At 69.4% G+C, this 22,816-nt stretch carries 23 protein-coding genes; 11 read left to right on the top strand and 12 right to left on the bottom strand.

Annotation, left to right across the window (positions count from 1 at the left end; all coding sequences use genetic code 11):
* Window positions 1-41: 41 nt before the first annotated feature.
* A complete protein-coding gene (locus tag KF684_10080) occupies window positions 42-1,550 on the bottom strand; it encodes a hypothetical protein (GenBank protein ID MBX3353271.1) in 1,509 nt (502 codons plus the stop codon).
* A 459-nt stretch (window positions 1,551-2,009) separates the two neighbouring features.
* Here KF684_10080 and KF684_10075 point away from each other — a divergent pair, with 459 nt between their 5' ends.
* The 4 genes from KF684_10075 (at window position 2,010) to KF684_10060 (ending at window position 5,444) form a co-directional block, all read left to right on the top strand.
* Window positions 2,010-2,417, top strand: a complete 408-nt coding sequence (locus KF684_10075; protein MBX3353270.1) for an HU family DNA-binding protein — start codon at window positions 2,010-2,012, stop codon at window positions 2,415-2,417.
* Window positions 2,418-2,656: 239 nt separating this feature from the next.
* A complete protein-coding gene (locus tag KF684_10070) occupies window positions 2,657-3,586 on the top strand; it encodes an isoprenyl transferase (protein MBX3353269.1) in 930 nt (309 codons plus the stop codon).
* A 36-nt stretch (window positions 3,587-3,622) separates the two neighbouring features.
* Window positions 3,623-4,537, top strand: a complete 915-nt coding sequence (locus KF684_10065) for a phosphatidate cytidylyltransferase (protein ID MBX3353268.1) — start codon at window positions 3,623-3,625, stop codon at window positions 4,535-4,537.
* Between the two features lie 115 nt (window positions 4,538-4,652).
* On the top strand, window positions 4,653-5,444 hold the full coding sequence (locus KF684_10060; GenBank protein ID MBX3353267.1) for a hypothetical protein: 792 nt from the start codon (window positions 4,653-4,655) through the stop codon (window positions 5,442-5,444).
* Window positions 5,445-5,456: 12 nt separating this feature from the next.
* Here the strand turns inward: KF684_10060 and KF684_10055 are convergent, their stop codons facing one another.
* Entirely contained in the window at window positions 5,457-6,053 is a 597-nt protein-coding gene (locus KF684_10055; protein MBX3353266.1) for a hypothetical protein, read from the bottom strand.
* A 57-nt stretch (window positions 6,054-6,110) separates the two neighbouring features.
* Window positions 6,111-6,611, bottom strand: coding sequence for a transcriptional regulator NrdR (gene nrdR / locus KF684_10050; GenBank protein ID MBX3353265.1), 501 nt, complete (start codon window positions 6,609-6,611; stop codon window positions 6,111-6,113).
* Between the two features lie 157 nt (window positions 6,612-6,768).
* Here nrdR and thrS point away from each other — a divergent pair, with 157 nt between their 5' ends.
* The 4 genes from thrS to KF684_10030 all read left to right on the top strand — a co-directional run bounded on the left by thrS (window position 6,769) and on the right by KF684_10030 (window position 12,406).
* Window positions 6,769-8,850 (top strand): threonine--tRNA ligase, encoded by a 2,082-nt coding sequence (thrS, locus tag KF684_10045; GenBank protein MBX3353264.1) that lies wholly within the window; start codon window positions 6,769-6,771, stop codon window positions 8,848-8,850.
* Window positions 8,851-8,861: 11 nt separating this feature from the next.
* A complete protein-coding gene (locus KF684_10040) occupies window positions 8,862-10,181 on the top strand; it encodes a PP2C family protein-serine/threonine phosphatase (protein MBX3353263.1) in 1,320 nt (439 codons plus the stop codon).
* 332 nt (window positions 10,182-10,513) lie between these two features.
* Window positions 10,514-11,329 carry a translation initiation factor IF-3 gene (infC, locus tag KF684_10035; GenBank protein MBX3353262.1) on the top strand — a complete coding sequence of 272 codons (816 nt, stop codon included), beginning with the start codon at window positions 10,514-10,516 and terminating at the stop codon, window positions 11,327-11,329.
* 282 nt (window positions 11,330-11,611) lie between these two features.
* Complete coding sequence (locus KF684_10030) at window positions 11,612-12,406, top strand: metallophosphoesterase family protein (protein ID MBX3353261.1); 795 nt, start codon at window positions 11,612-11,614, stop codon at window positions 12,404-12,406.
* Between the two features lie 16 nt (window positions 12,407-12,422).
* On the opposite strand, the gene KF684_10025 is transcribed toward KF684_10030, so the two are convergent.
* The 6 genes from KF684_10025 to queA form a co-directional block, all read right to left on the bottom strand.
* Window positions 12,423-12,938, bottom strand: a complete 516-nt coding sequence (locus KF684_10025; GenBank protein MBX3353260.1) for an N-acetyltransferase — start codon at window positions 12,936-12,938, stop codon at window positions 12,423-12,425.
* A 100-nt stretch (window positions 12,939-13,038) separates the two neighbouring features.
* Window positions 13,039-14,607: an MATE family efflux transporter gene (locus KF684_10020; protein ID MBX3353259.1), complete on the bottom strand. Its 1,569-nt coding sequence runs from the start codon at window positions 14,605-14,607 to the stop codon at window positions 13,039-13,041.
* A 171-nt stretch (window positions 14,608-14,778) separates the two neighbouring features.
* Complete coding sequence (gene mraY, locus KF684_10015; protein MBX3353258.1) at window positions 14,779-15,951, bottom strand: phospho-N-acetylmuramoyl-pentapeptide-transferase; 1,173 nt, start codon at window positions 15,949-15,951, stop codon at window positions 14,779-14,781.
* 69 nt (window positions 15,952-16,020) lie between these two features.
* On the bottom strand, window positions 16,021-17,538 hold the full coding sequence (locus KF684_10010; protein ID MBX3353257.1) for a UDP-N-acetylmuramoyl-tripeptide--D-alanyl-D-alanine ligase: 1,518 nt from the start codon (window positions 17,536-17,538) through the stop codon (window positions 16,021-16,023).
* Complete coding sequence (locus KF684_10005; GenBank protein ID MBX3353256.1) at window positions 17,535-19,193, bottom strand: UDP-N-acetylmuramoyl-L-alanyl-D-glutamate--2,6-diaminopimelate ligase; 1,659 nt, start codon at window positions 19,191-19,193, stop codon at window positions 17,535-17,537. Before KF684_10005 ends, KF684_10010 begins: the two co-directional genes overlap by 4 nt.
* Before the next feature lie 191 nt (window positions 19,194-19,384).
* Window positions 19,385-20,521 (bottom strand): tRNA preQ1(34) S-adenosylmethionine ribosyltransferase-isomerase QueA, encoded by a 1,137-nt coding sequence (gene queA, locus KF684_10000; GenBank protein MBX3353255.1) that lies wholly within the window; start codon window positions 20,519-20,521, stop codon window positions 19,385-19,387.
* Window positions 20,522-20,668: 147 nt separating this feature from the next.
* Between queA and KF684_09995 the strand changes: the two genes are divergently transcribed.
* Entirely contained in the window at window positions 20,669-21,076 is a 408-nt protein-coding gene (locus KF684_09995) for a hypothetical protein (GenBank protein MBX3353254.1), read from the top strand.
* A gap of 14 nt (window positions 21,077-21,090) precedes the next feature.
* Here KF684_09995 and KF684_09990 read toward each other — a convergent pair whose 3' ends face one another.
* Genes KF684_09990 through KF684_09980 form a run of 3 tightly spaced genes read right to left on the bottom strand, consistent with a single transcriptional unit; the run spans window position 21,091 to window position 21,849 of the window.
* The gene (locus tag KF684_09990; protein MBX3353253.1) at window positions 21,091-21,339 is read right to left on the bottom strand and encodes a hypothetical protein; all 249 of its coding nucleotides are present in this window, start codon (window positions 21,337-21,339) and stop codon (window positions 21,091-21,093) included.
* Window positions 21,339-21,599: a hypothetical protein gene (locus KF684_09985; protein MBX3353252.1), complete on the bottom strand. Its 261-nt coding sequence runs from the start codon at window positions 21,597-21,599 to the stop codon at window positions 21,339-21,341. The genes KF684_09990 and KF684_09985 overlap by 1 nt, the downstream gene beginning before the upstream one ends.
* Before the next feature lie 19 nt (window positions 21,600-21,618).
* On the bottom strand, window positions 21,619-21,849 hold the full coding sequence (locus KF684_09980; GenBank protein MBX3353251.1) for a hypothetical protein: 231 nt from the start codon (window positions 21,847-21,849) through the stop codon (window positions 21,619-21,621).
* 156 nt (window positions 21,850-22,005) lie between these two features.
* Between KF684_09980 and KF684_09975 the strand changes: the two genes are divergently transcribed.
* Both KF684_09975 and KF684_09970 read left to right on the top strand, forming a co-directional pair.
* Entirely contained in the window at window positions 22,006-22,467 is a 462-nt protein-coding gene (locus tag KF684_09975; GenBank protein ID MBX3353250.1) for a PTS sugar transporter subunit IIA, read from the top strand.
* Entirely contained in the window at window positions 22,460-22,816 is a 357-nt protein-coding gene (locus KF684_09970; GenBank protein ID MBX3353249.1) for a hypothetical protein, read from the top strand. The genes KF684_09975 and KF684_09970 overlap by 8 nt, the downstream gene beginning before the upstream one ends.

Below are 22,816 nucleotides of genomic sequence, written 5' to 3'. Positions count from 1 at the left end.
GGGCTCGAAAGATGGCGAGGGTGCGCGGGCGGGAGTCTGGCTCAGGGCTCGGTGCGCCCGAAGTTGCTGAGCACCGTGTTGAGGTCGCTGAAGTTCACCACGCCGTCGAGGTTCAGGTCGGCGAAGCCGGGCGAACCGAACTGCGAGAGCACCGCGTTGAGGTCGGAGAAGTTCACGATGCCGTCCTTGTTCACGTCGCCGGGGATGCCGACCTTCATGTAGACGTTGTAGACGGTCGACGAGGCGAAGGTGACGGGGGACGCGGCGGGCTCCTGCGCGAACAGGCCGCCGTAGATGCGCCCGATCAGCACCTCGTTGTGCGGCATCTGGTCGATGAGGATCTGGCCGTTCTCGTTGGCCGGGATGTTGGGCTTCATCAGCAGGTGGGTGTTGGTGAAGGGCAGCGGCGTGTGGCCGATGATGACCTCGCTGTCCTGCACGAACTGCCCGGCGGTGATCTCGTACTGGCTGATCTGGGTCGTCCAGGGGAAGGCGAAGTTCTGGAACCAGCCGAACTTCTCGTAGTACTCGAAGTAGGTGATCCCGCCCATGATGATGATGCGGTTGGTGTCGGTGCTCGCGCTGTAGAGACTGACGTTGGCGGTCTCGTACGCGTTTGCCTTCTGGTTGAAGGCGATCTCGAGGTGGACCGTGTTGTCGCCGTCGCGGTACAGGAGGGGCTCTTCCCAGATGTCGAAGCCGTTGCGGAAGACGCCGGTGGCGACGACGAAGCCGGGCTTGGAGCCGCCCTGCCCGTCGGGCAGGGTGACGGGCATCACGTTGCCGTCGCGCCGACGGAAGGCGTACCCGTCGAGCATGGTCTCGACGGCGGTGGTGAGACTGACCGCCGGGTCGAAGATCTTGACCGCGAAGGTGTACTGGGTCTGGAACGGGTTCATCTGCTGGGTGCCGAGGCCGTAGTCACCGGTGAATCGCGCACCGCCGACGAGTGCGAAGCGATCGCCGAGCTTCACGATGACGCCGCCGGTGGCGCGAGCGTCGGTGGACGCCTGCACGGTGAAGGGCGTCTCGGTGAGGGGCGTGCCGGCGAGCATCTGCGTCTTGAGCGCCTGGAGGTCGACGGAGACGACGTTGGGCTTGGTCGTCCACTGGACGCCGTTGTTGAGCGCGCCGTACCCGCCGTAGATGTGGAGGGTCTCGCCGAGCTGGATGAACTGGGGCGTGGTGAAGCGGAGGATCTCTCGCAGGCCGTCGCTGACGGCGCTGGTGGCGAGGTTGGAGCTGTAGAGGGTGTTGGTGTTCTCGTCGAGCATGTAGATGTGCTCGCTGAACACGCTGAGGGGGAAGGAGACTTCTCCGCCGCCCTCGGAGATGTTGTGCATGCCCATGCCGGAGATGCCGCCGATGAAGAACACGTAGCCGGGGAGCTTGGCGTAGACGTAGGAGTGCAGAGGGGTGAAGGGGACGGGTGCGGCCTCGTAACGGAAGCTCACCTGCTGCGCCTGCGCGGCGCCGGCGACGGCGAGAAGCGCCGATGCTGCGAGGAGACGGGTGGACCTCGGGAGACCGGCTTTCAACGGATTCGTCATTTCGTTCGTACCCTTTGGCAGGATCGTGGATCGGGGGGATCGTGCGAACACCTCGCCGCGCGGTGAAGGGACAACGACCCCGCTCGCTCGGCCTGTTTCAGCATACAACATCGGCGTGCCGATACCAGCCATCCGTTGGGAAACCCGTGGAGATTGGCCGAGAACGAGGGGTTTTCGGACTTCCTGACGCGCCGGTCCGGAGGGCCCGGCGCTCGAACCGGGGGCGCCCGGACGGGAGGCGCCCGCCCCCTCCCGGGCGGCGCGCCGGGGTGGAGAGCCGGGAGGATCCGGGAAAAGTCCGAGAAAAACAGAGAAAAACATCGCGTGGCGCCCCTTGTATGCCGATAAGTCCGACGCTACAAGGTATTGTGTTCCGAGCGGATTCTCGGACCACGCGCCGGCGAGGGTTTGTTCGAACGCCCTCGGTCAGGCCGAAACACGCTCCCGGAGAGTTCTCAGATGGCAAAGAAGAAGAAAGTCACGAAGAAGAAAGCCGGCGCCGCGAAGAGCGCCAAGCCCGCCAAGGCCGCCGCCCCTGCCAAGGTCGCCCCCATCGCCGCGGCCAGCAAGGTGCGCACCAAGGGCGAGGTCTTCCGCGTTCTGGCGGAGCAGACCGGCGCAAGCCGCAAGCAGGTCGCCAGCATGTTCGACGTCATGAAGGACATGATCGCCAAGGACCTGTCGAAGAAGGGCCCCGGCGTCTTCAGCGTGCCCGGCATGATGAAGGTCACCGTCAAGCGCATGCCCGCCACCAAGGCGCGCGAGGGCATCAACCCCTTCACCGGCGAGAAGACCACCTTCAAGGCGAAGCCCGCGCGCAACGTCGTGAAGGTCCGTCCGCTCAAGGGCCTCAAGGAACTCGTCTGACCGACGGTTCGAGACCCCACGAAACTCACGCGGCGACTCGCTCGCCGCGCCCAGACCAGGCCCGCGGGGATCGCTCCTCGCGGGCCTCTTGCATTCCCTGCCCGAATCAAACCCTCCGAACTCCCAACGACTCCGACGACGCGACGGCGAACCCGGGCCACGACGCCCCGTACGCGTCGAGGTACAGTGTCCCGCCCAGCAGCCACGCGCGTTCTTCCCGCCCGGAATCGACGACCCGCATGCCCACCTCCGCCCCTTCAGCCCCAGCAAGCCAACTCACGGGCGACCCCGCCCGACAACGCGTCGCGCTCACCGACGCCGACCGTCAGGCGCTCGCTCGCATCCGCGCGGTCAACCCCAAGGCCGATCCGCTGGGCGTCGCGCCCGATGTCCCCCCCTCGCGCATCCCCAGGCACATCGCGGTGATCATGGACGGCAACGGCCGATGGGCGGCCCAGCGGGGCCTCGACCGCTCGGCAGGTCATCGCGCGGGCGCCAAGGCGGTGCAGGCGGCCCTCGAGGCCTGCAACACCCTGGGCGTCGAGGTGCTCACGCTCTACTCGTTCTCCGTCGAGAACTGGAAGCGACCTCGCGCCGAGGTCGACGCGCTGATGCGTCTCTACCTTGAGTACATGGCGCTCGAGCGCGATCGGCTCGTCGAGCACAACCTCCGATTCAAGCAGATCGGGCGGCGCGAGGGGCTCCCCCCGGCCGTGCTCGAAGCCCTTGAGAAGACCCTCGACGCGACGAAGGACTGCACCGGCCCGATCCTCAACCTGGCGGTGAACTACGGCTCGCGCGCCGAGATCGCCGACGCGGCCCGCGAGATCGCGCGCAAGGCCGCCGCCGGGGAACTCGACCCCGAGAGCGTGGACGAGACGGTCTTCGAGCGCCACCTCGAGACCGCCGGCCTGCCCGATCCTGATCTGCTCATCCGCACCGCCGGGGAGATGCGCATCAGCAACTACCTGCTCTGGCAGATCAGCTACGCCGAACTGCACGTGACGCAGACGCTCTGGCCCGACTTCGATCAGGCCTCGATGATCGACGCCGTGCGCGACTACGCGTCGCGCAGCCGACGCTTCGGGGGCCTCGATCACGCCCACGCCCCCGATGCCCCCGATGCCCCCGGCAACGCGCCCACCCCACCGGCCCCCACCACACACTGATCGCCCGTCTCGCGGACGAGAGGGAGAGACGCCCCCGTGTTGCGCTATCGACTGCTGCTGGGCCCGGTACTCATCGCGGCGCTGATCGGGGTGTTCTGGGCGGACGCCGCGATCGAGGGCGCAGCGATCCCGTCGTTCCTTCGCGCGATCTTCCTGGGTCGAGAGGCCTTCCCGCCGGGCGTTGCGATGTTCGCGTTCGCGCTGCTCATCAGCCCGCTGGCGTCCTTCGAACTCGTCGCGATCCTGCGCGCCAACTCGATCAACGCCTCGAAGCGCGCCACCTGGTTCGCGACGGTTCTTGGCCTGCTCGTCTCGTGCACCATCCCCACCGACATCACGGGGTCGCTCGGCGCGGCGATCGTCGCGTCGGTGGCGGCGTTCGTCCTCGTCGGCTCCCTGATCTTCTACTCGCGCAAGAAGACGGTGGAAGGAGTCGTGGCGGCGGCCGGGGGAACGCTCTTCGCCTTCGCGTACCTCGGGCTGTTGTTCGGCTTTCTGCTGGCGATCCGGCGCGAGCACTCCGCGTGGGTGGTTCTGGCGGTGCTGCTGATGACCAAGTCGTGCGACATCGGCGCCTATTTCACCGGGCGAGCGATCGGGCGCCACAAGCTGATCCCGTGGCTGAGCCCCGGCAAGACCTGGGAGGGGCTGGGAGGGGGCGTCGCGCTCGCCACGGCGCTGGGGGTGCTTGGCGCCTACCTCGCGCATCGCGCCTCGTGGCTGCCCCCCTACCCGCTCTGGCAAGGCGCGTTGATGGGCGCAACTCTCGCGCTCGTCGGGCAGGCGGGCGACCTGCTCGCCAGTCTGCTCAAGCGCGACGCGGGCATCAAGGACTCTTCCAAAGCCCTGCCGGGATTCGGCGGGGTGCTCGATGTGATCGATTCCCCCCTGCTCGCAGGGCCGGCGGCGTTCTGGCTCTTGACCGCGTTCGGCGCGCCGCAGGTCGCATAACCGTGTCGCGAACACCCACCTGAGTGGGGCTGGGGGGACTCGCCGCTACGCCCGGCTCGCATCCGGGGTCAAACCCCCCCTTCACAGCGGCGTGCCGGGCGGGTACACTGTCGGTATGACAGTAACGACAGCGGAGCCGGCGATGAGCGTGACCGAGAAACTCCTCAAGCTCTTCCGGGTGGAACAGCAGGTCAGAGGGCTCCGGACACGACTCGACGCCGCGGAGCGCTACCTGACCGAGCAGGACAAGCAGCTCGCCGCGATCGACGCACGCCTGTCATCCCTCACCACGCAGTGTCGCCAGCTCGAAGCGGTCGCCGCCAACGACGAGAGCGAAGGCGAGATGATCGAGGCGCGGATCGCCAAGCTGCGCGAGCAGATGAACTCGGCGAAGACGAACAAGGAATACTCCACGTTCCTCTCCGAGATCAACACCCTCAAGTCATCCAAGTCCGCGGTCGACGAGCGAGCCATCGGCTCGCTGCAGAAACTCGACGAGCTGCGCAAGCAGATCGCCGAGATCGAGGCGAAGCGCGTCGAGCGTGACAAGGTCCGCGCCGTCGCCAAGGCCGAGCGCGACCAGCGCCACGCCGAGATCCGCGACCGGCTCGACGAGCTGCAGCGCGAGCGCGACGCCGCCGCCAAGGAAGTGCCGGCTTCGGCGCTCGCCCTCTTCGAGAACCGCTGCCTGCGAAGCGACTCGATCGAGGATGTCATGGCCGCCCTCGAGGTGCATGACCGCCGGCGCATGGAGATGCTCTGCGGCTGCTGCCAGGTGCTCCTGCCGATGGAGAAGGTGAACTCGCTCCTCGGGCGAGGCGACCTCGCGACCTGCACCTCGTGCGGGTGCATCCTCTACATCGAGGCCTCGACCCGCGAGGCGGTCACCCCGACGACCCGCAAGTAAGCGCGCGTCGGCTCAGTCCCCGGCGCGCAGCGCCGAGAGACGCACATACCCCACATACCGCTCGCGACCCGGCGCGCCCGGCGAGTCTGTCGACAGCCGGCGCACGATCGCCGATTCGACGCGCTCGTCGCGCATGCCTCGCCCCAGCGCGCGCTCGGCGTCCGCGCGCGCCGCCGCGAGCGCCGCGCGTCGCGCGCTCAGCACGTCGTCGCCCATCGCCTCGGCGGACAGCAGGTAGCGCCCGTCGCGCCAGCCCGGCCGATCGACCCACCAGGTCGGGCGCCCGTCGGCACGCCACACGCCCGACGCGGACCCGCTGACGGCATTCGCGCCCGACACGCGGTTCGGCGAAACGCTCTGGGCCGCGCGCCCGGCGTCTTCGCGCGACGCCTCCTCGCCCGGGGTCGCCGGCTCGGCGCGGATGCGAAGGTCGGCTTCCTGCAGGGCGGACTGCAGCGGCATCGGGCCCACTTCGACCTGCTCGTGCTCGATCTCGGCCCGCGCCTCGGCGGTCGTGTCCGGCGTCGGCGGGGCGGAAGGCCCGCACCCGGCGAGCAGCCCGGCGATCGCCAGCCCGGCGACGGTCTCGAATCGTTCGCGTCGTGTCATGCCCTCAGTCTCCCCCCCGGCGCCCCGCCGGTCCAGCCCGGCGCGAGACTGCGCGCATCATTCGCCCTCGACGAACAGCTTCTGCTGGTCCTTCACGTCGCGGACCCGCTGGCGCAGCTCCTCGAGCTCGCGCTGCAACTCCGCGGCGTTCTGGAAGTTGTGATGCTCGCTCGCGAAGCGGACATACGCGACCTCGTCGAGATCGCGCAGCAGCGCCATCACCCGGTCGCCGATCTCGCGCGTGGGCGCCTCGCGGTCGAACTCGCGGTGCAGGGCCTCCTCGACGGCGTCGATCAGCGCGTCCTTGTCCCGCTCGGGGATCGGGCGCTTCCCGCAGGCGAGGGCGACGCTCCGCGCGATCTTCTCGCGGTCGAAGGGCTCGCGCTTGCCGTCGCGCTTGATCACCGTGAGGCGAGGGGCCTCTTCCACGCGCTCGTAGGTCGTGAACCGCCGCCCGCAGACCTCGCACTGGCGACGCCTGCGAACGACCAGCCCCCCCTCGCTCGAGCGGGAATCGATGACGCGGTCCTGGTTGGCAGAGCAGTAGGGACAGATCACGATCGTGAAGACCTCAAGAGGTTGGGGCCGCGGGACCGCGACCGTCCCACATGGTGCGTTGTGCGGGTCGCGGCGTCAAACGGGCGCCCACACGGGCCTCCCGGCCCGCTACGCTTCGCCTGTCCTGAGTCCCCCCAGCCCTGTCTGAAGGCCGCGCATGCCCCGCATCACTCTCCCCGACGGCTCTGTTCGCTCCTACGACGCCCCGGTGACCGCTCTGCGGGTCGCCCAGGACATCGGCCCCCGGCTCGCGCAGGCCGCGGTCGGCTGCACCGTGGACGGCGAGCTGCGCGACCTCTCGACCACTCTGGACCGCGACTGCTCGCTCGCGATCATCACCCCCACGACCCGCGACAAGCAGCCCGACGCGCAGGCCATGTACCTGCTGCGCCACTCGACGGCGCACGTGATGGCCGAGGCCATCCAGCGCCTCAAGCCCGGCGTCATGCTCGTGTACGGCCCGCCCCTCGAGAACGGGTTCTACTACGACATGTACCTGCCGGCCGGGACCACGCTCTCGTCCGACGAGTTCCCGCTCATCGAGGCCGAGATGGCGAAGATCGTCGCCGAGGACCGGCCCTTCACGCGCTACGACATGCCCATCGATCAGGGCGTCGCGAAGTTGAAGTCGGAGGGCAGCAAGTACAAGCTCGACAACGCCGAGCGCGCCATCGAGGGCGGCTCGTCGACGCTGTCGTGGTACGCCACCGGCGCGCCGGGCAAGAACTGGGAAGACCTCTGCCGCGGCCCGCATGTGCCCAGCACGGGGCGCATCGGCGCGTTCAAGGTCATGTCGCTGGCGTCCTCCTACTGGAAGGGCGACGAGAACTCCGACCGGCTGATCCGCGTCTACGGCACGGCGTTCTTCTCGAAGGCCGACCTCGACGCGCACCTGAACCAGCTCGACGAGGCGAAGAAGCGCGATCACCGCGCGCTGGGCAAGCAACTCCGCCTCTTCCACATCGACGAGGACGTCGGGCAGGGCCTCATCCTCTGGACGCCCAAGGGCGCGATCGTGCGCGACGAACTCCAGAAGTTCATCGGCGCCGAACTGAAGAAGCAGGGCTACTTCCAGGTCTTCACGCCCCACATCGGCAAGCTCGCGCTCTATCGCACGAGCGGGCACTTCCCCTACTACGCCGAGTCGCAGTTCCCCCCGATCGTCGAGCGCGAGTCGCTCCAGATGCTCGCCGACGAGGGCTGCGGTTGCGCCGATCTCATGAGCAGGGTGACCACGGGCGAGGTCGAGGGCTTCATGCTCAAGCCCATGAACTGCCCCCACCACATCAAGATCTACGCGAGCGAGCCACGCTCGTACCGCGACCTGCCGCTCCGGCTCGCGGAGTTCGGCACGGTCTATCGGTGGGAGCAGTCGGGCGAGCTCAACGGCATGACCCGCGTGCGCGGCTTCACGCAGGACGACGCGCACCTCTTCTGCACCGAGGACCAGGTCCCGGCGGAGCTGATGGGCTGCCTCTCGCTCGTGAAGCTGATCCTCGGCACGCTGGGCATCAGCGACTATCGCGTGCGCTTGGGCCTGCGCGACCCGGATTCCAACAAGTACACCGGCGACCCGGCGAACTGGGACAAGGCGGAGGCCGCCTGCCGCGCCGCCGCCCAGACCCTGGGCGTGAAGTTCACGGAGGAACCCGGCGAAGCGGCGTTCTACGGGCCCAAGATCGACTTCGTGGTGCGCGACGTGATCGGGCGCGAGTGGCAGCTCGGTACGGTGCAGGTCGATTACAACCTGCCCAACCGCTTCGACATCTCGTACATCGGCCCCGACAACCAGGCCCACCGCCCGGTGATGATCCATCGCGCGCCCTTCGGCAGCATGGAGCGTTTCTGCGGCGTGCTGATCGAGCACTTCGCCGGCGCGTTCCCCACCTGGCTGAGCCCCGAGCAGTGCCGCGTGCTGCCCATCAGCGACAAGTCGCTGGACTACGCCCGAGAGGTCCACGCGATGCTCAAAGCCAGCGGCGTGCGCTGCGCGCTGGACGACTCGAGCGATCGCATCCAGGGCAAGGTGAAGGTCGCGGCGGACGAGAAGGTCCCGTACATGCTCGTCGTCGGCCCGCGCGACGCGGAGCAGCGCGCGGTCTCGGTCCGCGCCCGGGGCATCCAGAAGGACCTTGGCTCGATGCCTCTCGACGAGTTCGTGCAACTGATCGCCGAGGAAATCGAAAGCAAGGGCAAGACAACCGTCCTCGAGCGTTTCGGGGCGAGCGTGAACGCCTGAGATTGACGAGCATGCCCGACGCGACGCCAACGCCCATCCCGACGCCCGACGCCCCCCCGGGCCCGCCGCAGAACTGGCGGGAGCGGCTCTCGATCGTCGTCGAGGCCATGCGCGAGATGAGTCTGGAGTCGGACCCGGAATCGCTCGTCCGCAAGTATTCGGTACGGACACGCCAGCTCACGCCGAGCGACCGGCTGGTCGCGCTGTCGCGCCGGAACATCGAAGCCCCGAAGTACCGGGTGACGCGCGCGTCGATCTGGCAGGACAAGATCAATCCCTGGAAGGAGCCGCATCGCCTGCCGGTCCTCGAGGGCGGGCTGCTGGGCGAGCTGATCTACGGCGACGAGCCGCGCATCCTGAACAGGATCGAGCTCGCGCACGACGAGCCCGCTCGCGAATACTTCGAGGGGATGGGCTCGCTGGTCTTCATCCCCAACTTCGACAAAGGCACGGCCATGAACGGCGTCATCCTGATGCGCCGCGACCCCGACGCCTTTGTGCACGAGAAGCTGCCGGAGCTTGTCTGGCTCTCCAACCTGTTCGGTCGCGCCACGCACAACCTGGTGCTGTCCGCCGAGCTCGACAAGGCGTACCAGGAGGTCGATTCCGAGCTGCGCTATGTCGCCGACCTCCAGCGCTCGCTCCTCCCGACGGCGCTGCCCAAGTGCGAGAACCTCGACCTCGCGGCCCACTACGCGACCTCGCGGCGCGCCGGGGGCGACTATTACGACGTCTTCTCGCTGGGCGAGGGGAGGATCGGCATCATCATGGCCGATGTCGTCGGGCACGGCACGCCGGCGGCGGTCCTGATGGCGATCACCCACTCCCTCGCGCACAACCATCGCGCCGTGGCCCATGACCCGGGCGCCTTTCTCGGGGCGATCAATCGCGACCTCGCCTCCCGCTACACCCGCGACACCGGGGCGTTCGTCACCGCGTTCTACGGCGTGTACGACCAGCGAACCCGCTCGTTCCTCTACAGCAACGCCGGGCACCCCCTGCCCCTCGTGAAGCGGTGCACCGACGGCTCCTCCTTCGCGCTCGACGAAGGGCGGTCGCTCCCCCTGGGCATCGACGATTCGGTCGTGTACGAGTCCGCCACGACGGCCCTCTCGGCGGGCGACCAGGTCGTGTTCTACACCGACGGCATCACCGAGGCCTTCGGCCCCGACCGCCAGATGTACGGCACGGCGCGCCTCCAGAGGGCCATCGAGGACTGCGCCCTGACGGCGTCGGGCCTCATCGCCTCGATCCTCGAGGACCTCGAGACCTTCACGCGCAGCGCCGCCCCGGACGACGATCGCACCCTCCTGCTCGCCAAGATCCGGTGATCAGGGCCCGCATCGCCGGTCTCGGGGAGCCCCTTTCGCGATTCCTGTCTTGCTTCCCCTCTGGCCGTGGGTTAGTCTTCAGACGCGTTCCCGAGAGTCGGGACGCCCCACGCCCCGGGTCCGGGGCATCAGTCGCCCGCCGCCCACCATGGTCCTGACGACATCGCGCTCCGCGAAACTCGGCTCGACACTCCACGCGTCGGCGTTCGCGCGCCCCTGCTCATGAGGGCGTCGCGTCTCATCCAACCCATCGACCCCGCGCCCGCCCGGCCTTCCGGCGCAGGCGCTGTTGTTTCACCCGCCCGCGCACGACGCGCGCGGCGCCTCTCTGCCTGAACACAAGGAGCACACACATCGGCAGGCGACCCTTCTATCGCGACAGCGGACCCCCGATCAAGCGCACGCGGATCAACGAGCACATCCGCTTTTCTCCCCTGCGCGTGATCGGTCCTGAGAACGAGCAGATCGGCGTGATCGAGCGCGAGGCCGCGCTCCGCATGGCCGAGGACGCCGGGATGGATCTCGTTGAGATCTCTCCCGAGGCCCGCCCCCCGGTCTGCAAGATCATGGACTACGGCAAGTACAAGTACGAGCTGTCCAAGAAGCAGAACAAGTCCAAGGCCGCGTCCGCGGTCTCCGACCTGAAAGAGGTCCGTCTCGGGCGCTCGATCAAGGTCGACCCGCACGACATCGACATCCGCATCCGTCGCGCGCGCGTGTTCCTCATGGATGGGCACAAGGTGCAGCTCGTGCAGATGTACCGTGGGCGCGAGGTGGTGCACCGCAACCTGGGCATGGACATCATGCAGCGCGTCGTCGACGCGCTGGCCGATGTCGCGAAGATCGAGATGGCGCCCAAGCACGTCGACCGGCGCACGATCATGATCGTCTCGCCCGACAAGGTGAAGATCGCGAAGATCGAGGCCCAGCTCAAGCGCGAGCAGAAGGCCCGGGGCCTCTCGGAAGAGCAGGCCGAGGCCGAGGCCCGCGCCGCGCGCCAGGCGGCCCGCGAGGCGGCCGAGAAGGAAGCCCTCGAGGACGAGAACGACGCCGAGGAGCCAGACGACGAGGGGGCGGACCAGACCCCCGAGGAAGCGGAGCTCGGCTTCGACATCGAGCCCGAGAAGTTCGACCGCAAGCGTCGATAACGCCTTCCCGGCATCCCGAACGACCTTTTCAGCCCCGGAGCGTCAAGCACGCGACGGGGTTTCTTCGTTCGCGCATCCAGATATCCGCCCGGGGCGGAATCACCCCGAGCCCTTCACGAACCACACGGAACCTTTGGCCAACTTCCGTCGCACCGACGCCTCATTCTGACCGATACTTCCCCGCCCCGGCGGGGTTCCTGCCGAACACCCGCCGCACACCCGTCCAGACCCGACGCCCCGTACGCACCCCTCGCCGCCTTCAAGGCAGCAGGGTCCCTGACCATGCCTCGCTTCGCCCTCCTCGCCGATATCCACGCCAACCTCGAGGCCCTCGAGGCCGTGCTCGACGACCTGTCGCGCGTCGACGTCGACCACACGCTCTGCCTGGGCGACGTGGTGGGCTATGGCCCCGACCCGGCGGCGTGCGTCGAGCTGGTCTACGACTGCTGCGACGCGGTCGTGCTGGGCAACCACGACGAAGCGGTCTTCTCGGACTCGCCCCTGGACCGCTTTAACGAGCGCGCCAAGGCCGCGATTCTTTTCGCGCGCAGCGACCTCTCGGGCCTGCACCGGCGCGCCATCGCCGACTGGCCGCTGGCCGACTGCGTGGACGGGCTCACGATCGCGCACGCCTCGCTCGGTCCGGACCGGTGGGAGTACCTCTACTCGCCCGAAGCCGCCAAGCGCACCTTCGACGCGTTCCGGGGGCCCTTCGCGGCGGTCGGGCACACGCACATCCCCTCGGCGTTCTCGCTGGTGAAGCAGCCCTCGCTGGTGCTCGCCGGCAACGGGCCGGACGCCCCTCGCGAGGTCGTCCGAGGGCACCACCTGGCGGCCGAGGCGGCGATCCGCCTGCCCGAGGGCCCCGCAAACGGCGCGGCCCGCTTCATCGTCAACCCCGGCGCCGTCGGCCAGCCCCGCGACGGCAACCCCGACGCGTCGTACGCGATCCTCGACACGACAGCGCGCACCGTGCAGATCCGTCGCGTGTCGTACGACCTCGACGCGACGATGCGCAAGATCGCCGACGCCGGCCTGCCGGCGCCGCTGGCGGACCGGCTGCGCATCGGGGCGTGACTGGGGAGCGCCCGGCTCAGTCCAGGTGCTTTTCCATCAACAGCACATCGAGGATGCGCCCGAACTTCTCGCCCACGCGGCGCTGGACGCCGATGCGCTCGAAGCCGAGTCTTTCGTGCAGGCGCACGCTGGGCTCGGTCTCGGGCGCGATCGCGATGCGTGAGAGGGCGACGAACACGCCGCCCCGGGGGCCGCGACGGAATATCTCCTCGGCGAGGGCTCGCCCCACGCCGCGCCCCTGCGCGTCGTCGCGCACGTACACCGAGAACTCGGCGGCGCGCGCGTAGGCGCACTTGTCGCTCCAGCTCGAGAGCGACGCGTAGCCGAGCACGGCGCCGTCGTCGTCGACCGCGACGACGACCGGGTGGGAGGGCGCGCGTTTGCGAAGGAAATCGGCGTGCGTCGCGAGCGTGCGCGGCTGGGTGTCGAAGGTCGCGACGCCGTGGAGCGCGTGCCGGTTGTAGATCTCGAAGATCGCCGGGAGATCCGCGTCGGTTGCTTCTCGGATGCTGAACGAACGCGACTGTGTCACTGCGAACGCTCCTTCTGTCGATCCTCGCGGCACGGCTGCGCCGTACCACGCCACCCATCGTCTCTTCCCCGTGCCTCGTGCCTCTTGCCTGATGCCTTCTTCACACCCTCATATTCTTCCACGACCCCTGCAGCCATCGCCCCATGAACGCGGCGCAGCGGACGACGAGCTCGATCGCGAGCCCGTACCACAGCCCGACGAGGCCGCCCTCCCAGGGCGAGGGGTTCTCGAACTGGATGCCGAAGATCGGCGGCGGATCGACGCCCGAGAGCAGGAAGGCCAAGGGGAGGCGCACGCCCCAGGTGGTGATCCAGGTGAGCCACATGACAACCTTGGCGTCGCCGGCGCCCCGCAGCGCAGAGCGGAAGACCATGCCCACGCCGAAGGGGATCTGGATGATGCCGGCGATGATGAGGAGCTTGGGCGTGTACTCGAGGTGCGCCGCCTGGGGCGTGAAGAGGCCGGTGATGAGCACCGGGACGGTGAGGAACGCGATGCCCATGAGGCCCATGAACGCCGCGGTGATCCAGGTGCACGCCCAGACGCTGCGGTTGGCGAGTTTGTGGCTGCCTGCGCCGAGGTACTGCCCGACGAGCGTGGCGGACGCGATCGACATGGCGAAGCCGGGGAGGAAACTGATCGCCTCGATGCGGATGGCGACGATGTGGGCGCCGAGCAGGCCCGGGAGCGCCATCCAGCCGACCATCATGACGACGAGGAAGTTGCCGACGAACATCCCGACCATCTCGAGGAAGTTCGGGAAGGCCTGGCGCGCGATGCGGACGGTGGTGACCTGGTCGTAGCGCAGGCGCCGGCGCCGGAGTCTGATGCCGCTTTTGCCGCTGACGAGGAGGGCGGCGATCGCGAAGGCGCCGAGCCACCACGCGACGACGGTGCCCCAGGCGATGCCGCTGACGCCCATGTTGATGCCGAAGGGGTTGTGGAGCAGCGTGCGCTGCACGAGTTCCCCATCGACGAGGTTGGCGCGCACGATGTCGACGCCGGCGAGGACCCAGCTGACGACCGCGTTGATGATGTTGAGCACGGCCATCACGAGGAGGGGGCGGAGCGAATCGCCGGCGCCGCGACAGGCGGCGATGCCGGTCGCGAGCAGCGTGATGCCGGGCACGCCCCACGCGAGGACGCGCAGATAGACGACGAAGTTGCGCGTCGCTTCGGGGTCCAGACGGAGCAGGGTCGCCAGCCAGGGGCAGGTGAGCCAGACGAGCAGGCCTGTGAGGGCGCCGGCGAGGAGACTGAGCAGCACGCTCTGTCCCAGCGCCGCGTCGGCGGCGGCCTGTCGGCCCTTGCCCACGCTGCGCGCCACGACGGCGGTCGTGCCCACCCCGATCGACATGCCCACGAGCGAGATGGCCCAGTTGATGTAGGCGCCGCCCGCGATCGCGTCGGCGGCGGCGACGCTGAGCCCGGCGGAGAGGACCGTGTCGACGGCGCCGACGAGCCAGTTCATGAGCGATTCGAGGAAGATGGGCCAGGAGAGCGTGAAGATCGCGCCCCACATGGTGAGCCCGGCGAGCTTGCCGCTGGTCAGTCGCCCGTCGTCGGTGAGTCGTTTGACGGGCGCGCGCGGCGACCTGACGCGAACGGGCGCGGCGGGCTCTTCCGGCTTGGGCTGCGGCTCGGGGTTCCCCGCCGTCGGCTGACTCACAACAACCTCCGGGTCGATGGTAGCGCGGGGTGGGTCGGGTGCTGGGGCTTGCCAGCAGGGGTACGCGGGTTTCGTGGCGCGATTGCGCCAGACCCGGTTCGGTGCTGCGCACATGCCCCGGGGCGCCGTCTTCCCCCCGTGTGCCTTGTGCCGCGTGCCTCGTGCCTTCCGTCACCTGATATTGACTGTCAGCAGCGACGCGACGACGAGCACGATGGTGACGATCCAGAGTCGCGCGACGATCTTCTGCTCGCTCCAGCCCCCCATGTGCAGGTGCCAGTGGTAGGGCGCGCAGCGGAAGATGCGTTTGCCCTTGGTGGCCTTAAAATAGCCGACCTGCATCGCGACGCTGCCGATCTCGAGCAGGAACACGCCGCTCATGAGCAGGATCAGGGGCTCGTGGCGCACGACGACGGCGATATACCCCAGGAGCCCGCCCAGGCAGAGCGCGCCGGTGTCGCCCATGAAAACGCTCGCCGGAGCGCAGTTCCACCACAGGAAGCCCAGGCACGCGCCGGCCATCGCGGCGGCCATCACCGCCAGTTCCTCGCCCCCGGGGACATAGGGCATGAGCAGGTGCTGCGAGATCGCCTCCCACCCGGCCACGATGCACAGGGCGGTGAGGCCGATGCTGACGGCGGCGGTGATCCCCCCGGCCAGCCCGTCCATGCCGTCGGTGATGTTCACCGCGTTGGACATGCCGGCGATCATCAGCGTCATGAGGATCATGTAGGACCAGCGGTTGAGGTAGAAGAGCCCGTCGTTGAGCTCGCCTCCCCGGCTCTCGTAGGTTTTCTGGAAGGGGATGTTGAGGACGTGGGCCAGGTCTTTGCCCACGCCGCTGTCGCCCGCGTTGTAGGAGAAGTAGCCCAGCAGCAGGCCGAGCCCGAGCTGGAAGACGAGCTTCTCCCACGCGAAGAGCCCCTGGCGCGACCCGCCCTTGCGGCTGGCGCCGGTGAGCTTGAGCCAGTCGTCCGCCCCGCCCAGCGCCGCCAGCCAGAGCAGCGCCAGCAGGCCCATGATGACGTAGCGGTTGGTGAGATCGGCGAGCAGCAGCGTCGAGACCGCGATCGCGCCGGCGATGAGGACGCCCCCCATCGTCGGGGTGTTCTTCTTGCTGGCGGCGGCGGCCTGAAGGGCGGCGGCGTCGGTCATTCCGGCGTCGCCGATCTTCTTTCGCGTCAGGTACCCGATCACGGGCCTGCCGAACCCGACGACGAGGAAGAACGCGATGACGCCCGCGAGCAGCGCGCGGAAGGTGATCTGATCGAAAACCTGAAAGTAACGGTGCAGCCCCGTCTCGATCAGCCAACCTCGTGTCGCGTCGAGCAGGTTGTAGAGCATCGCGCGTGCGCCTCCATGCGTGGGAGCGCAGCGTATCGACTCAATCGCCCGCCCGCCTGCACAGGGGCGTCAGCCGGCCGACGCGAGCGGGTCGGGGCGCCCCCCCACCACCTGGCGGGGGACGCGGTCCGTCGGGGTGTGCCTGTTGTCGACGAGGTCGCGCAGCGCCTGCTCGATCGTCTCGAGCTTCATGCGGCGCGAGCCCTTCAGGAGCACCGCGTCGCCTGGCTTGAACGCCTTCGCGATCGTCACGGCGACCTCCGGGCGCGCCTCGTGGAACATCGAGATGCGCGACTCGTCCCACTCGCGCAGCAGCCGCTCCGCGGTGAACAGCGCCAACTCGCCCACGCAGACGACGGCGTCGACCGGCCCGCCGAAAGTCCCCTCCCCGGCGACGAGGATGGTGTCGGCGACCTCGCGGTGCGCGTCGGGCCCGTGGTCGCCCAACTCGAGCATGTCGCCGAACACGACGACGCGCCGGGAGGCGCTCTTCGCCAGGTCGCAGAAGGTGCGGATCGCGGCGTCGGTCGATTCGGGGCTCGCGTTGTACGCGTCGTTGTAGACATCGACCTCGCCGATGCGCCAGCGCTGCATGCGCATATCGGGCGGGCGGACCGCCGCGACGCCGCGAGCGATGTCGTCGTCGGAGACGCCCAGCAGGCGAGCGACGGCGACGGCGAGCGCCGCGTTGGACGCGTTGTGCACGCCGGGCGTCGGGGCTGCCAGCGATCGCGAGCCGGCGCTGTCGTGGAGGTCGAATCGAAGCCAGGTCTGGCCGGAGCGGTCCTCGTGGGCGATGTCCGCGAGGCGCAGGTCGGCGCCGGGCGCGTCGCCCACGCGCACGAGGTTCGCGACGGTGCGCACCGCTTCGCCCAGGTGCTCCTCGCACGACGCGTTGATCACCGCCACGCCGCCGGGGCGAAGGAACTGGAGCAGACTCGCCTTCTCGCGACCGATCGCGCCGAGCGAGCCGAACTCCTCGAAGTGCGCGCGACCAACGCCCGTGATGACCGCGACGTCCGGCTCGATCATCCTCGCCAGCGGCGCGATCTCGCCGGGCGAGTTCATGCCGACCTCGCAGACGAGGAACCCGTCGCCGGGCTTGGCGCGCAGGATCGTCAGCGGGACGCCCACGTCGTTGTTGAAGGACTTGGCGCTGGACGAGCCCTTCATCGCGACGCGCAGCGCGGCGTCGAGAAATCGCACGGTGGTGGTCTTGCCGTTCGATCCGGTGACGGCGATCACGCGCGTCCCGGCGAGCAACGACCGGTGCGCGAGCGCGAGTTTCGTCAGCGCGGCGCGCGTGTCGTGCACCCGGATCGCCGCGACGTGGTCCGGCAGGTCGGCGACGGCGCTCTCGCGCTCGACGATGACCACCGGGCAACCCCGGGCGACGGCCTCGCCCACGAAGCCGTGCCCGTCGAACCGCTCGCCTCGCAGCGCGATGAACGCCTCGCCCTCGGCGATGGTGCGCGTGTCCACGCCCACGCCGGAGACGACGGGCTCGCTGAGCGAAACACCTCGGGGACGCTTGATCAGGCGACCGCCGCTGGCGCTCGCCATCCAATCGATTGACCAGACACTCATAGTTCGTTCCCCCTGGCGGACCCGACCGCGCCGGGAGGCGCCTTGGCCTCGACCTCGCGGGCGTCGCCGAATCGTTCGATCAGCGCGTCGCGCGCGACCTCGCGGTCGTCGAAGTGACGCGTCACTGTCCCGCCCTTCCCGTCGGGCAGGATCTGGTAATCCTCGTGCCCCTTGCCGGCGATGAGCACCACGTCGCCGCGCTGGGCGTCGCGGATGGCCTCGTGGATCGCGAGTCGCCGGTCGACGATCGCACGCGCCCGATCGCGCCTGGACGCGTCGACCCCCGCGACGACCTGCGCCACGATCGCATCCGGGTCCTCGGTGCGCGGGTTGTCGCTGGTGACGATCACCACGTCGGCGAGGTCGCCCGCGACGCGCCCCATCCGGGGTCGCTTGGTGCGATCGCGATCGCCGCCGCAGCCGAACACGACGCGGAGCGACGCGCCGACGGCGACGAGAGACCGGGCCGCCGCGAGGGCGCGCCCGAGCGCGTCGTCGGTGTGGGCGTAGTCGACGAGCACGCCGAACGGCTCGGCGACGCCCGGAGCGCGCGTGACCGGCTCGAGACGCCCGGGTGGCGCGGCGGCGCCCTCGAGCGCACGCACGATGTCGTCGCGCGTCGCGCCGGCGCACCACGCGGCGCACGCGCTCTGCAGCGCGTTCATCGCGTTGTGCTCGCCGACGAGGGGCAGTCGCGCCTCGAACGAGCCGAAGGGCCCGTCGAAGCGGGCGCGCATCCGCCCGGCGTCGATACCGAGTGTCTCGACACTCGCCTCGTGCGCAACCGGTGCGTCGAGATGCGCGGGGCCCCTGCCTGACCGTGCCGCTGCGCACGCGATGACGCGCGCGCGGCAGTTGCGGAGCATCGCGGGCGCCCACGCGTCGTCGGCGTTGACGATCGCCCATCCTTCGTGGGGCAGCGTCGCGAAGAGTCGCGCCTTGGCGGACGCGTACTGCTCCATCGTCCCGTGGTAGTCGAGGTGATCACCCGTGAGGTTCGTGAAGACGGCGATCGTGTAGCGGATCGCCGCGACGCGCTTCTGCTCGAGCGCGTGGCTGCTCGTCTCGACGACGGCGGCGGCGCAACCCTTGTCGCGCATCGCCGCGAGCCGTTCGGAGAGTTCCGCGGCGCCCGGGGTCGTCTGCGTCGCCTTGGCGAGCGAGTCGCGCCCGCCCGCCTCGATCGCGCAGGTGCTGACGACGCCGGTGCGCACGCCGCCCGCTTCGAGGAGCTGCTTGATGAGGTGCGTGGTGGTCGTCTTGCCGTTGGTTCCCGTCACGCCGATGGTTGTCAGCGCGGCGCTCGGCTCGCCGTGGAAGCGTTCCGCGAGCGTCGCGAGCGCATCGGCGGCGGAGTCGACACGGACCGTCGGGACGCCGATGTCGTGCGGGACGGTCGCGCTCCGCTCGGCGACGACGATCAGCGCGCCGCGCGACACGGCGTCGCGGATAAACGCGGCCCCGTCGGCCTGCGCGCCGCGCTTCGCGACGAACACCATCCCGGGCACGACGCGCCGGCTGTCATCGGTCACGCCGGTGACGGCCAGGTCGGGGACGCCCTCGATGGATGCGACCCCGGCGCACAGCGCGACGAGCGAGCGTCCGCTCGCGAGCGTGTCCTGCGTTGAGTTGTGCGTGGCGCCGACGACCTGCACGACGGATCCTCCCTCACAGGTTGTATCGGAGAGCCGGGCCGCCGTCCTGCGCGGATTTCTGTGGCCGCGGGTCTGCCCGGCTCACGCACCCGCGCCGCCCCCGAAAGGCGGTCCAAACCCTCGCCGTACCCTCGTCTCGCGCGCCGCTCGCTTGACAGGCGTTTCCACGCCCCGGCGTCGCGTCCGGGGGATTATCGCCCGCCCGAAGGCCCGGCGAACGCGCCCGGGAGGACCAGCATCGCGTCGCCGTAGGAAAAGAACCTGAACCGCTCTCGGACCGCGTGCTCGTACACGGGCAGGAGGTCGCGCACGCCGCCCGGGAAAATCGCTCCGACCATCGCGAGGAGTGTGGACTTCGGGAGGTGGAAGTTGGTCATCAGCCCGTCGAGACGCTTCCACTCGTAGCCGGGCGTGATGAGGAGCCGGGTCTCGCCCAGCCACCCTCGCGCGGGATCGGACTCGTCCTCGCGCGCCGATTCGAGCGCCCTCGCCGCCGTCGTGCCGACGCAGACGACCCGCCCCCCGGACGCCCGGGTCTCGCGGACCGCCGCGAGCGTGCGCGCCGGGGTCTCGGCCCATTCCGCGTGGATCGGGTGCTCCTCGACGACCTCGACCTCGACCGGCTTGAAGGTGCCGGCGCCCACATGCAGCGTGACCCGCTCGGTGCGCACACCGATGGACGCCAGCCGGTCGAGCAGCGCCGGGGTGAAGTGCAGTCCCGCCGTCGGGGCGGCGACGCTGCCGGCGCGTTCTTCCTGCGCGTAGATCGTCTGGTACCACTCGCGATCACGATCGTCGTCGATCGTCTCGTGGCGCTGCCTGCGTGCGCTGAGGATGTAGGGCGGCAGGGGCGTCGCGCCGGCCCGGGCGAGCAGTTCCGCCGCGGTGCGCGCGCCGCCGGTCGTCTCATCGCGCGCGTCGACGAGCCAGCCCTCCTCGGCGCGATCGAGAAGGGTCAGCGTCACGCCAGATCGCTCGCTGTGCGCACCGAGCAGGTCGATCTCGTCGCCGGCGCGCAGCTTCCCGTTGCTTTTCAGCAGCGCCTCCCAGCGACCCGGCGCGTGTTCCACGAGGAACAGGCCCCCGATAACCCCGCCGGTGGAGCGTCGGACCCCAGAGAGACGCGCAGGCAGCACCCGCGAGTCGTTGAACACCAGCAGGTCCCCCTCGCGGAAATACCTCGCGAGATCCGCGACGTGCGCCTCCTCGCGCCGCTCTGGGTCTCCCCGGTCGACCACGAGCAGGCGCGCCGAGTCCCGGGGCGACGCCGGGCGGGTCGCGATCAGCTCTTCGGGCAGCAGGTACTCGAGTTCGCTCGTGCGAAGCATGGCCAGCATTGTTGCACCCGGGCAGCGCCGGGCGTGGCGAATCGGCAACATCCCGCAGAACGCCCGACGCACGCCGCGACCAGGTGTCCGGGAGCCGGTTCATTCTCAGACCTGGCCACGCGGCACGCCCCTCGCCCCTTGTCAGGCGTGCAGGCAGGCCCCATCTCCAGACACGACCTCGCCGTCTTCGCGACGGCCCCAACGAGCATCCCCGCTCGCGAGGTGGTCGCCGCGCCAGCACAGATCCCCTCCGTGTCTCGCCGCGACTACGCGACCTTCCTGGCGCACGAGAACACGAAGACCAGCGCCGATCGCCCCACCTACTCGGACCTGCTCGACGCGCGGAACGCCGCCCGGCGCGACGCGGCCCGCTTCGCCCGCGCCACGCCCGAAACACCCGCCGCCGCCGAGCCCCGCGCGATCGCGCCGAGCCCGACCCGTCCCCGGCGCGTGTCGGACGAATTCGCCCCCCTGCCGCGCCCCGTCGCGCCGCCCGCGCAGGTGCGCACGGAAACGATCGCGAACACGTGGTCGCTCATCGACATCCTGCTGTGATCAGATCGGCGCGCTCAGGCGCGCCGCGAACCGCGAACGCCTTTGGGTCGTTTGCCAGAGCTGAGGATCATCGCCGCGTCTTCGGGGGTCATCGACCCCTCGGCGACATAGGCCGCGAGTTCGCGGCGTGTGCGTTCCTCGTTGCGCGAGATGGCAGTCCCCGAATAGATGGCAAACGCACCAAGGGGGATCCCCCCGAGAACCGCAAGGATCGCCACGATCATCGCCGGCTCGTCGGCCAGGGCGTCGAAGATCACCTGCATCACTTGCCTCTCTTTCTTGATCTGTTTTCGTCGGCGCTCAGCCCGGCGTTAAGGAGTCGCTCGCCCTCGTCGGGCGTCATCGAACCCTCGGCGATGTACGCCGCGATCTCGCGCCGGCTCTGCTCGCGCTGACGGTTCATCATGACCGACTTGACGGCGCCGACCACCATGCAGAACGCGGCGAAGGTGAGCCCGAACACAATCGCGACGATGGGGATCACGTCCCGGAAGTCATTCGCCAGTGTGACGACGCCGTTCATGGTTCGCTCCTTCGCAACATCACGATTCCCAGTCCGAAGGGTTGCCGGCCTTCATGAGTTTCTCACCCTGCTCGGGGGTCATCGAGCCCTCGGCGACATACGCCGCGATCTCGCGACGCGAGCGCTCTCTGGCCGACGACTTGAGCACGCCCGAGATGTACCCGCCCAGGATCGCGACGATCGCGACCGCGCTGATCAGGATCCACTTGAGCGATTCAGGATCGGGGGCGCCAAGCGTCGTGGGGGCCATTCGGGAGCTCCATTCGCGGTTCGCCCTTCATGGGAGGGGCGTCGAGCCGATTTCACGACCCAGCGTAGTCTGCCACCCGGATTGGGCTTTGGCCAGTCGCGCCGCTCCCTGCTACCCTCGCAGCCGACGACGGTCCGAGACCGGAAAGGCCAGCCGATGCGACTCGAACCCTATCTCGACCCTGACGCGGCGATGATCCTCGAGAAACCGGGCGACAAGGGCGCCGTGCTCGCGGAACTCGCGCAGGCCGCTTCGCGCGTCCTGGGCGTGGGGGCGCCCGGGCTCCTCGCCGCCCTCGAGGCCCGGGAGGCGCAGATGCCGACCTCGACCCCCGAAGGCGTCGCCCTCCCCCACGCGCTCACGCCCGATCTGACCCGCACCCTCGTCATCCCGGTCGTGCTCAGGCCCGGGGTGCGCTTCGGGGGGGCGAACCACCCCCCGGCCGACCTGGTCTTCGGGATGTTCGGACCGTCCGACAAGCCGTGGGACCACCTGCGCGTGCTGGCGCGCATCGCCCGGCTGATGCGCACCGCCGGCCCGCGCGACACCCTGCGCGCCGCGCCGACTCCCCAGGCACTCCACGACGCCCTCCTCGCGGAGGACCGCGCCCATGAATGAGCACACCCGCGCCGCCCCGAACAAGCCCGATCGCGTCCTGCTGATCATCATCGCGTCGAGCCCGACGCAACTCGACGACATCATCACCGTCCTTCTCGATCTCGGCTTGCCGGGCGCGACGGTCATCGAGTCCAAGGGGCTCGGCGCGATCCTGCGCCAGGAGATGCCGATCTTCGCCGGCCTCGCGTCGCTGATCCCCGACCAGACGGGCAGCCGGCTCATCCTGTCCGTCACCCGACCCGACGCCGCCGCGTCATTCTTCGATTTCCTCGAGCACGAGATGACCGGCGCCACCAAACCCATCGCCTTCACGCTCCCCATCGACCGCGTGTCGGGCGTGACGCGCTGA

The sequence above is a fragment of the Phycisphaeraceae bacterium genome, assembly GCA_019636675.1.
Classification (GTDB): Bacteria; Planctomycetota; Phycisphaerae; order Phycisphaerales; family UBA1924; genus JAHBXC01.
Note: the sequence above shows the minus strand (reverse complement) of the source record. Positions and strands in the feature narration are given on the sequence as shown.

Excerpts from the sequence above, each read along its gene's own strand:
- KF684_10010 (MBX3353257.1), bottom strand. The coding sequence starts at position 17,538 with ATGAGTGTCTGGTCAATCGATTGGATGGCGAGCGCCAGCGGCGGTCGC.
- KF684_09975 (MBX3353250.1), top strand. The coding sequence starts at position 22,006 with ATGCGACTCGAACCCTATCTCGACCCTGACGCGGCGATGATCCTCGAG.
- KF684_10040 (MBX3353263.1), top strand. The coding sequence starts at position 8,862 with ATGCCCGACGCGACGCCAACGCCCATCCCGACGCCCGACGCCCCCCCG.
- KF684_10080 (MBX3353271.1), bottom strand. The coding sequence starts at position 1,550 with ATGACGAATCCGTTGAAAGCCGGTCTCCCGAGGTCCACCCGTCTCCTC.
- thrS (MBX3353264.1), top strand. The coding sequence starts at position 6,769 with ATGCCCCGCATCACTCTCCCCGACGGCTCTGTTCGCTCCTACGACGCC.
- KF684_10075 (MBX3353270.1), top strand. The coding sequence starts at position 2,010 with ATGGCAAAGAAGAAGAAAGTCACGAAGAAGAAAGCCGGCGCCGCGAAG.
- queA (MBX3353255.1), bottom strand. The coding sequence starts at position 20,521 with ATGCTTCGCACGAGCGAACTCGAGTACCTGCTGCCCGAAGAGCTGATC.
- mraY (MBX3353258.1), bottom strand. The coding sequence starts at position 15,951 with ATGCTCTACAACCTGCTCGACGCGACACGAGGTTGGCTGATCGAGACG.
- KF684_09970 (MBX3353249.1), top strand. The coding sequence starts at position 22,460 with ATGAATGAGCACACCCGCGCCGCCCCGAACAAGCCCGATCGCGTCCTG.
- KF684_09985 (MBX3353252.1), bottom strand. The coding sequence starts at position 21,599 with ATGAACGGCGTCGTCACACTGGCGAATGACTTCCGGGACGTGATCCCC.
- KF684_10030 (MBX3353261.1), top strand. The coding sequence starts at position 11,612 with ATGCCTCGCTTCGCCCTCCTCGCCGATATCCACGCCAACCTCGAGGCC.
- KF684_10055 (MBX3353266.1), bottom strand. The coding sequence starts at position 6,053 with ATGACACGACGCGAACGATTCGAGACCGTCGCCGGGCTGGCGATCGCC.
- KF684_09980 (MBX3353251.1), bottom strand. The coding sequence starts at position 21,849 with ATGGCCCCCACGACGCTTGGCGCCCCCGATCCTGAATCGCTCAAGTGG.
- KF684_10060 (MBX3353267.1), top strand. The coding sequence starts at position 4,653 with ATGACAGTAACGACAGCGGAGCCGGCGATGAGCGTGACCGAGAAACTC.
- KF684_10070 (MBX3353269.1), top strand. The coding sequence starts at position 2,657 with ATGCCCACCTCCGCCCCTTCAGCCCCAGCAAGCCAACTCACGGGCGAC.
- KF684_09990 (MBX3353253.1), bottom strand. The coding sequence starts at position 21,339 with ATGCAGGTGATCTTCGACGCCCTGGCCGACGAGCCGGCGATGATCGTG.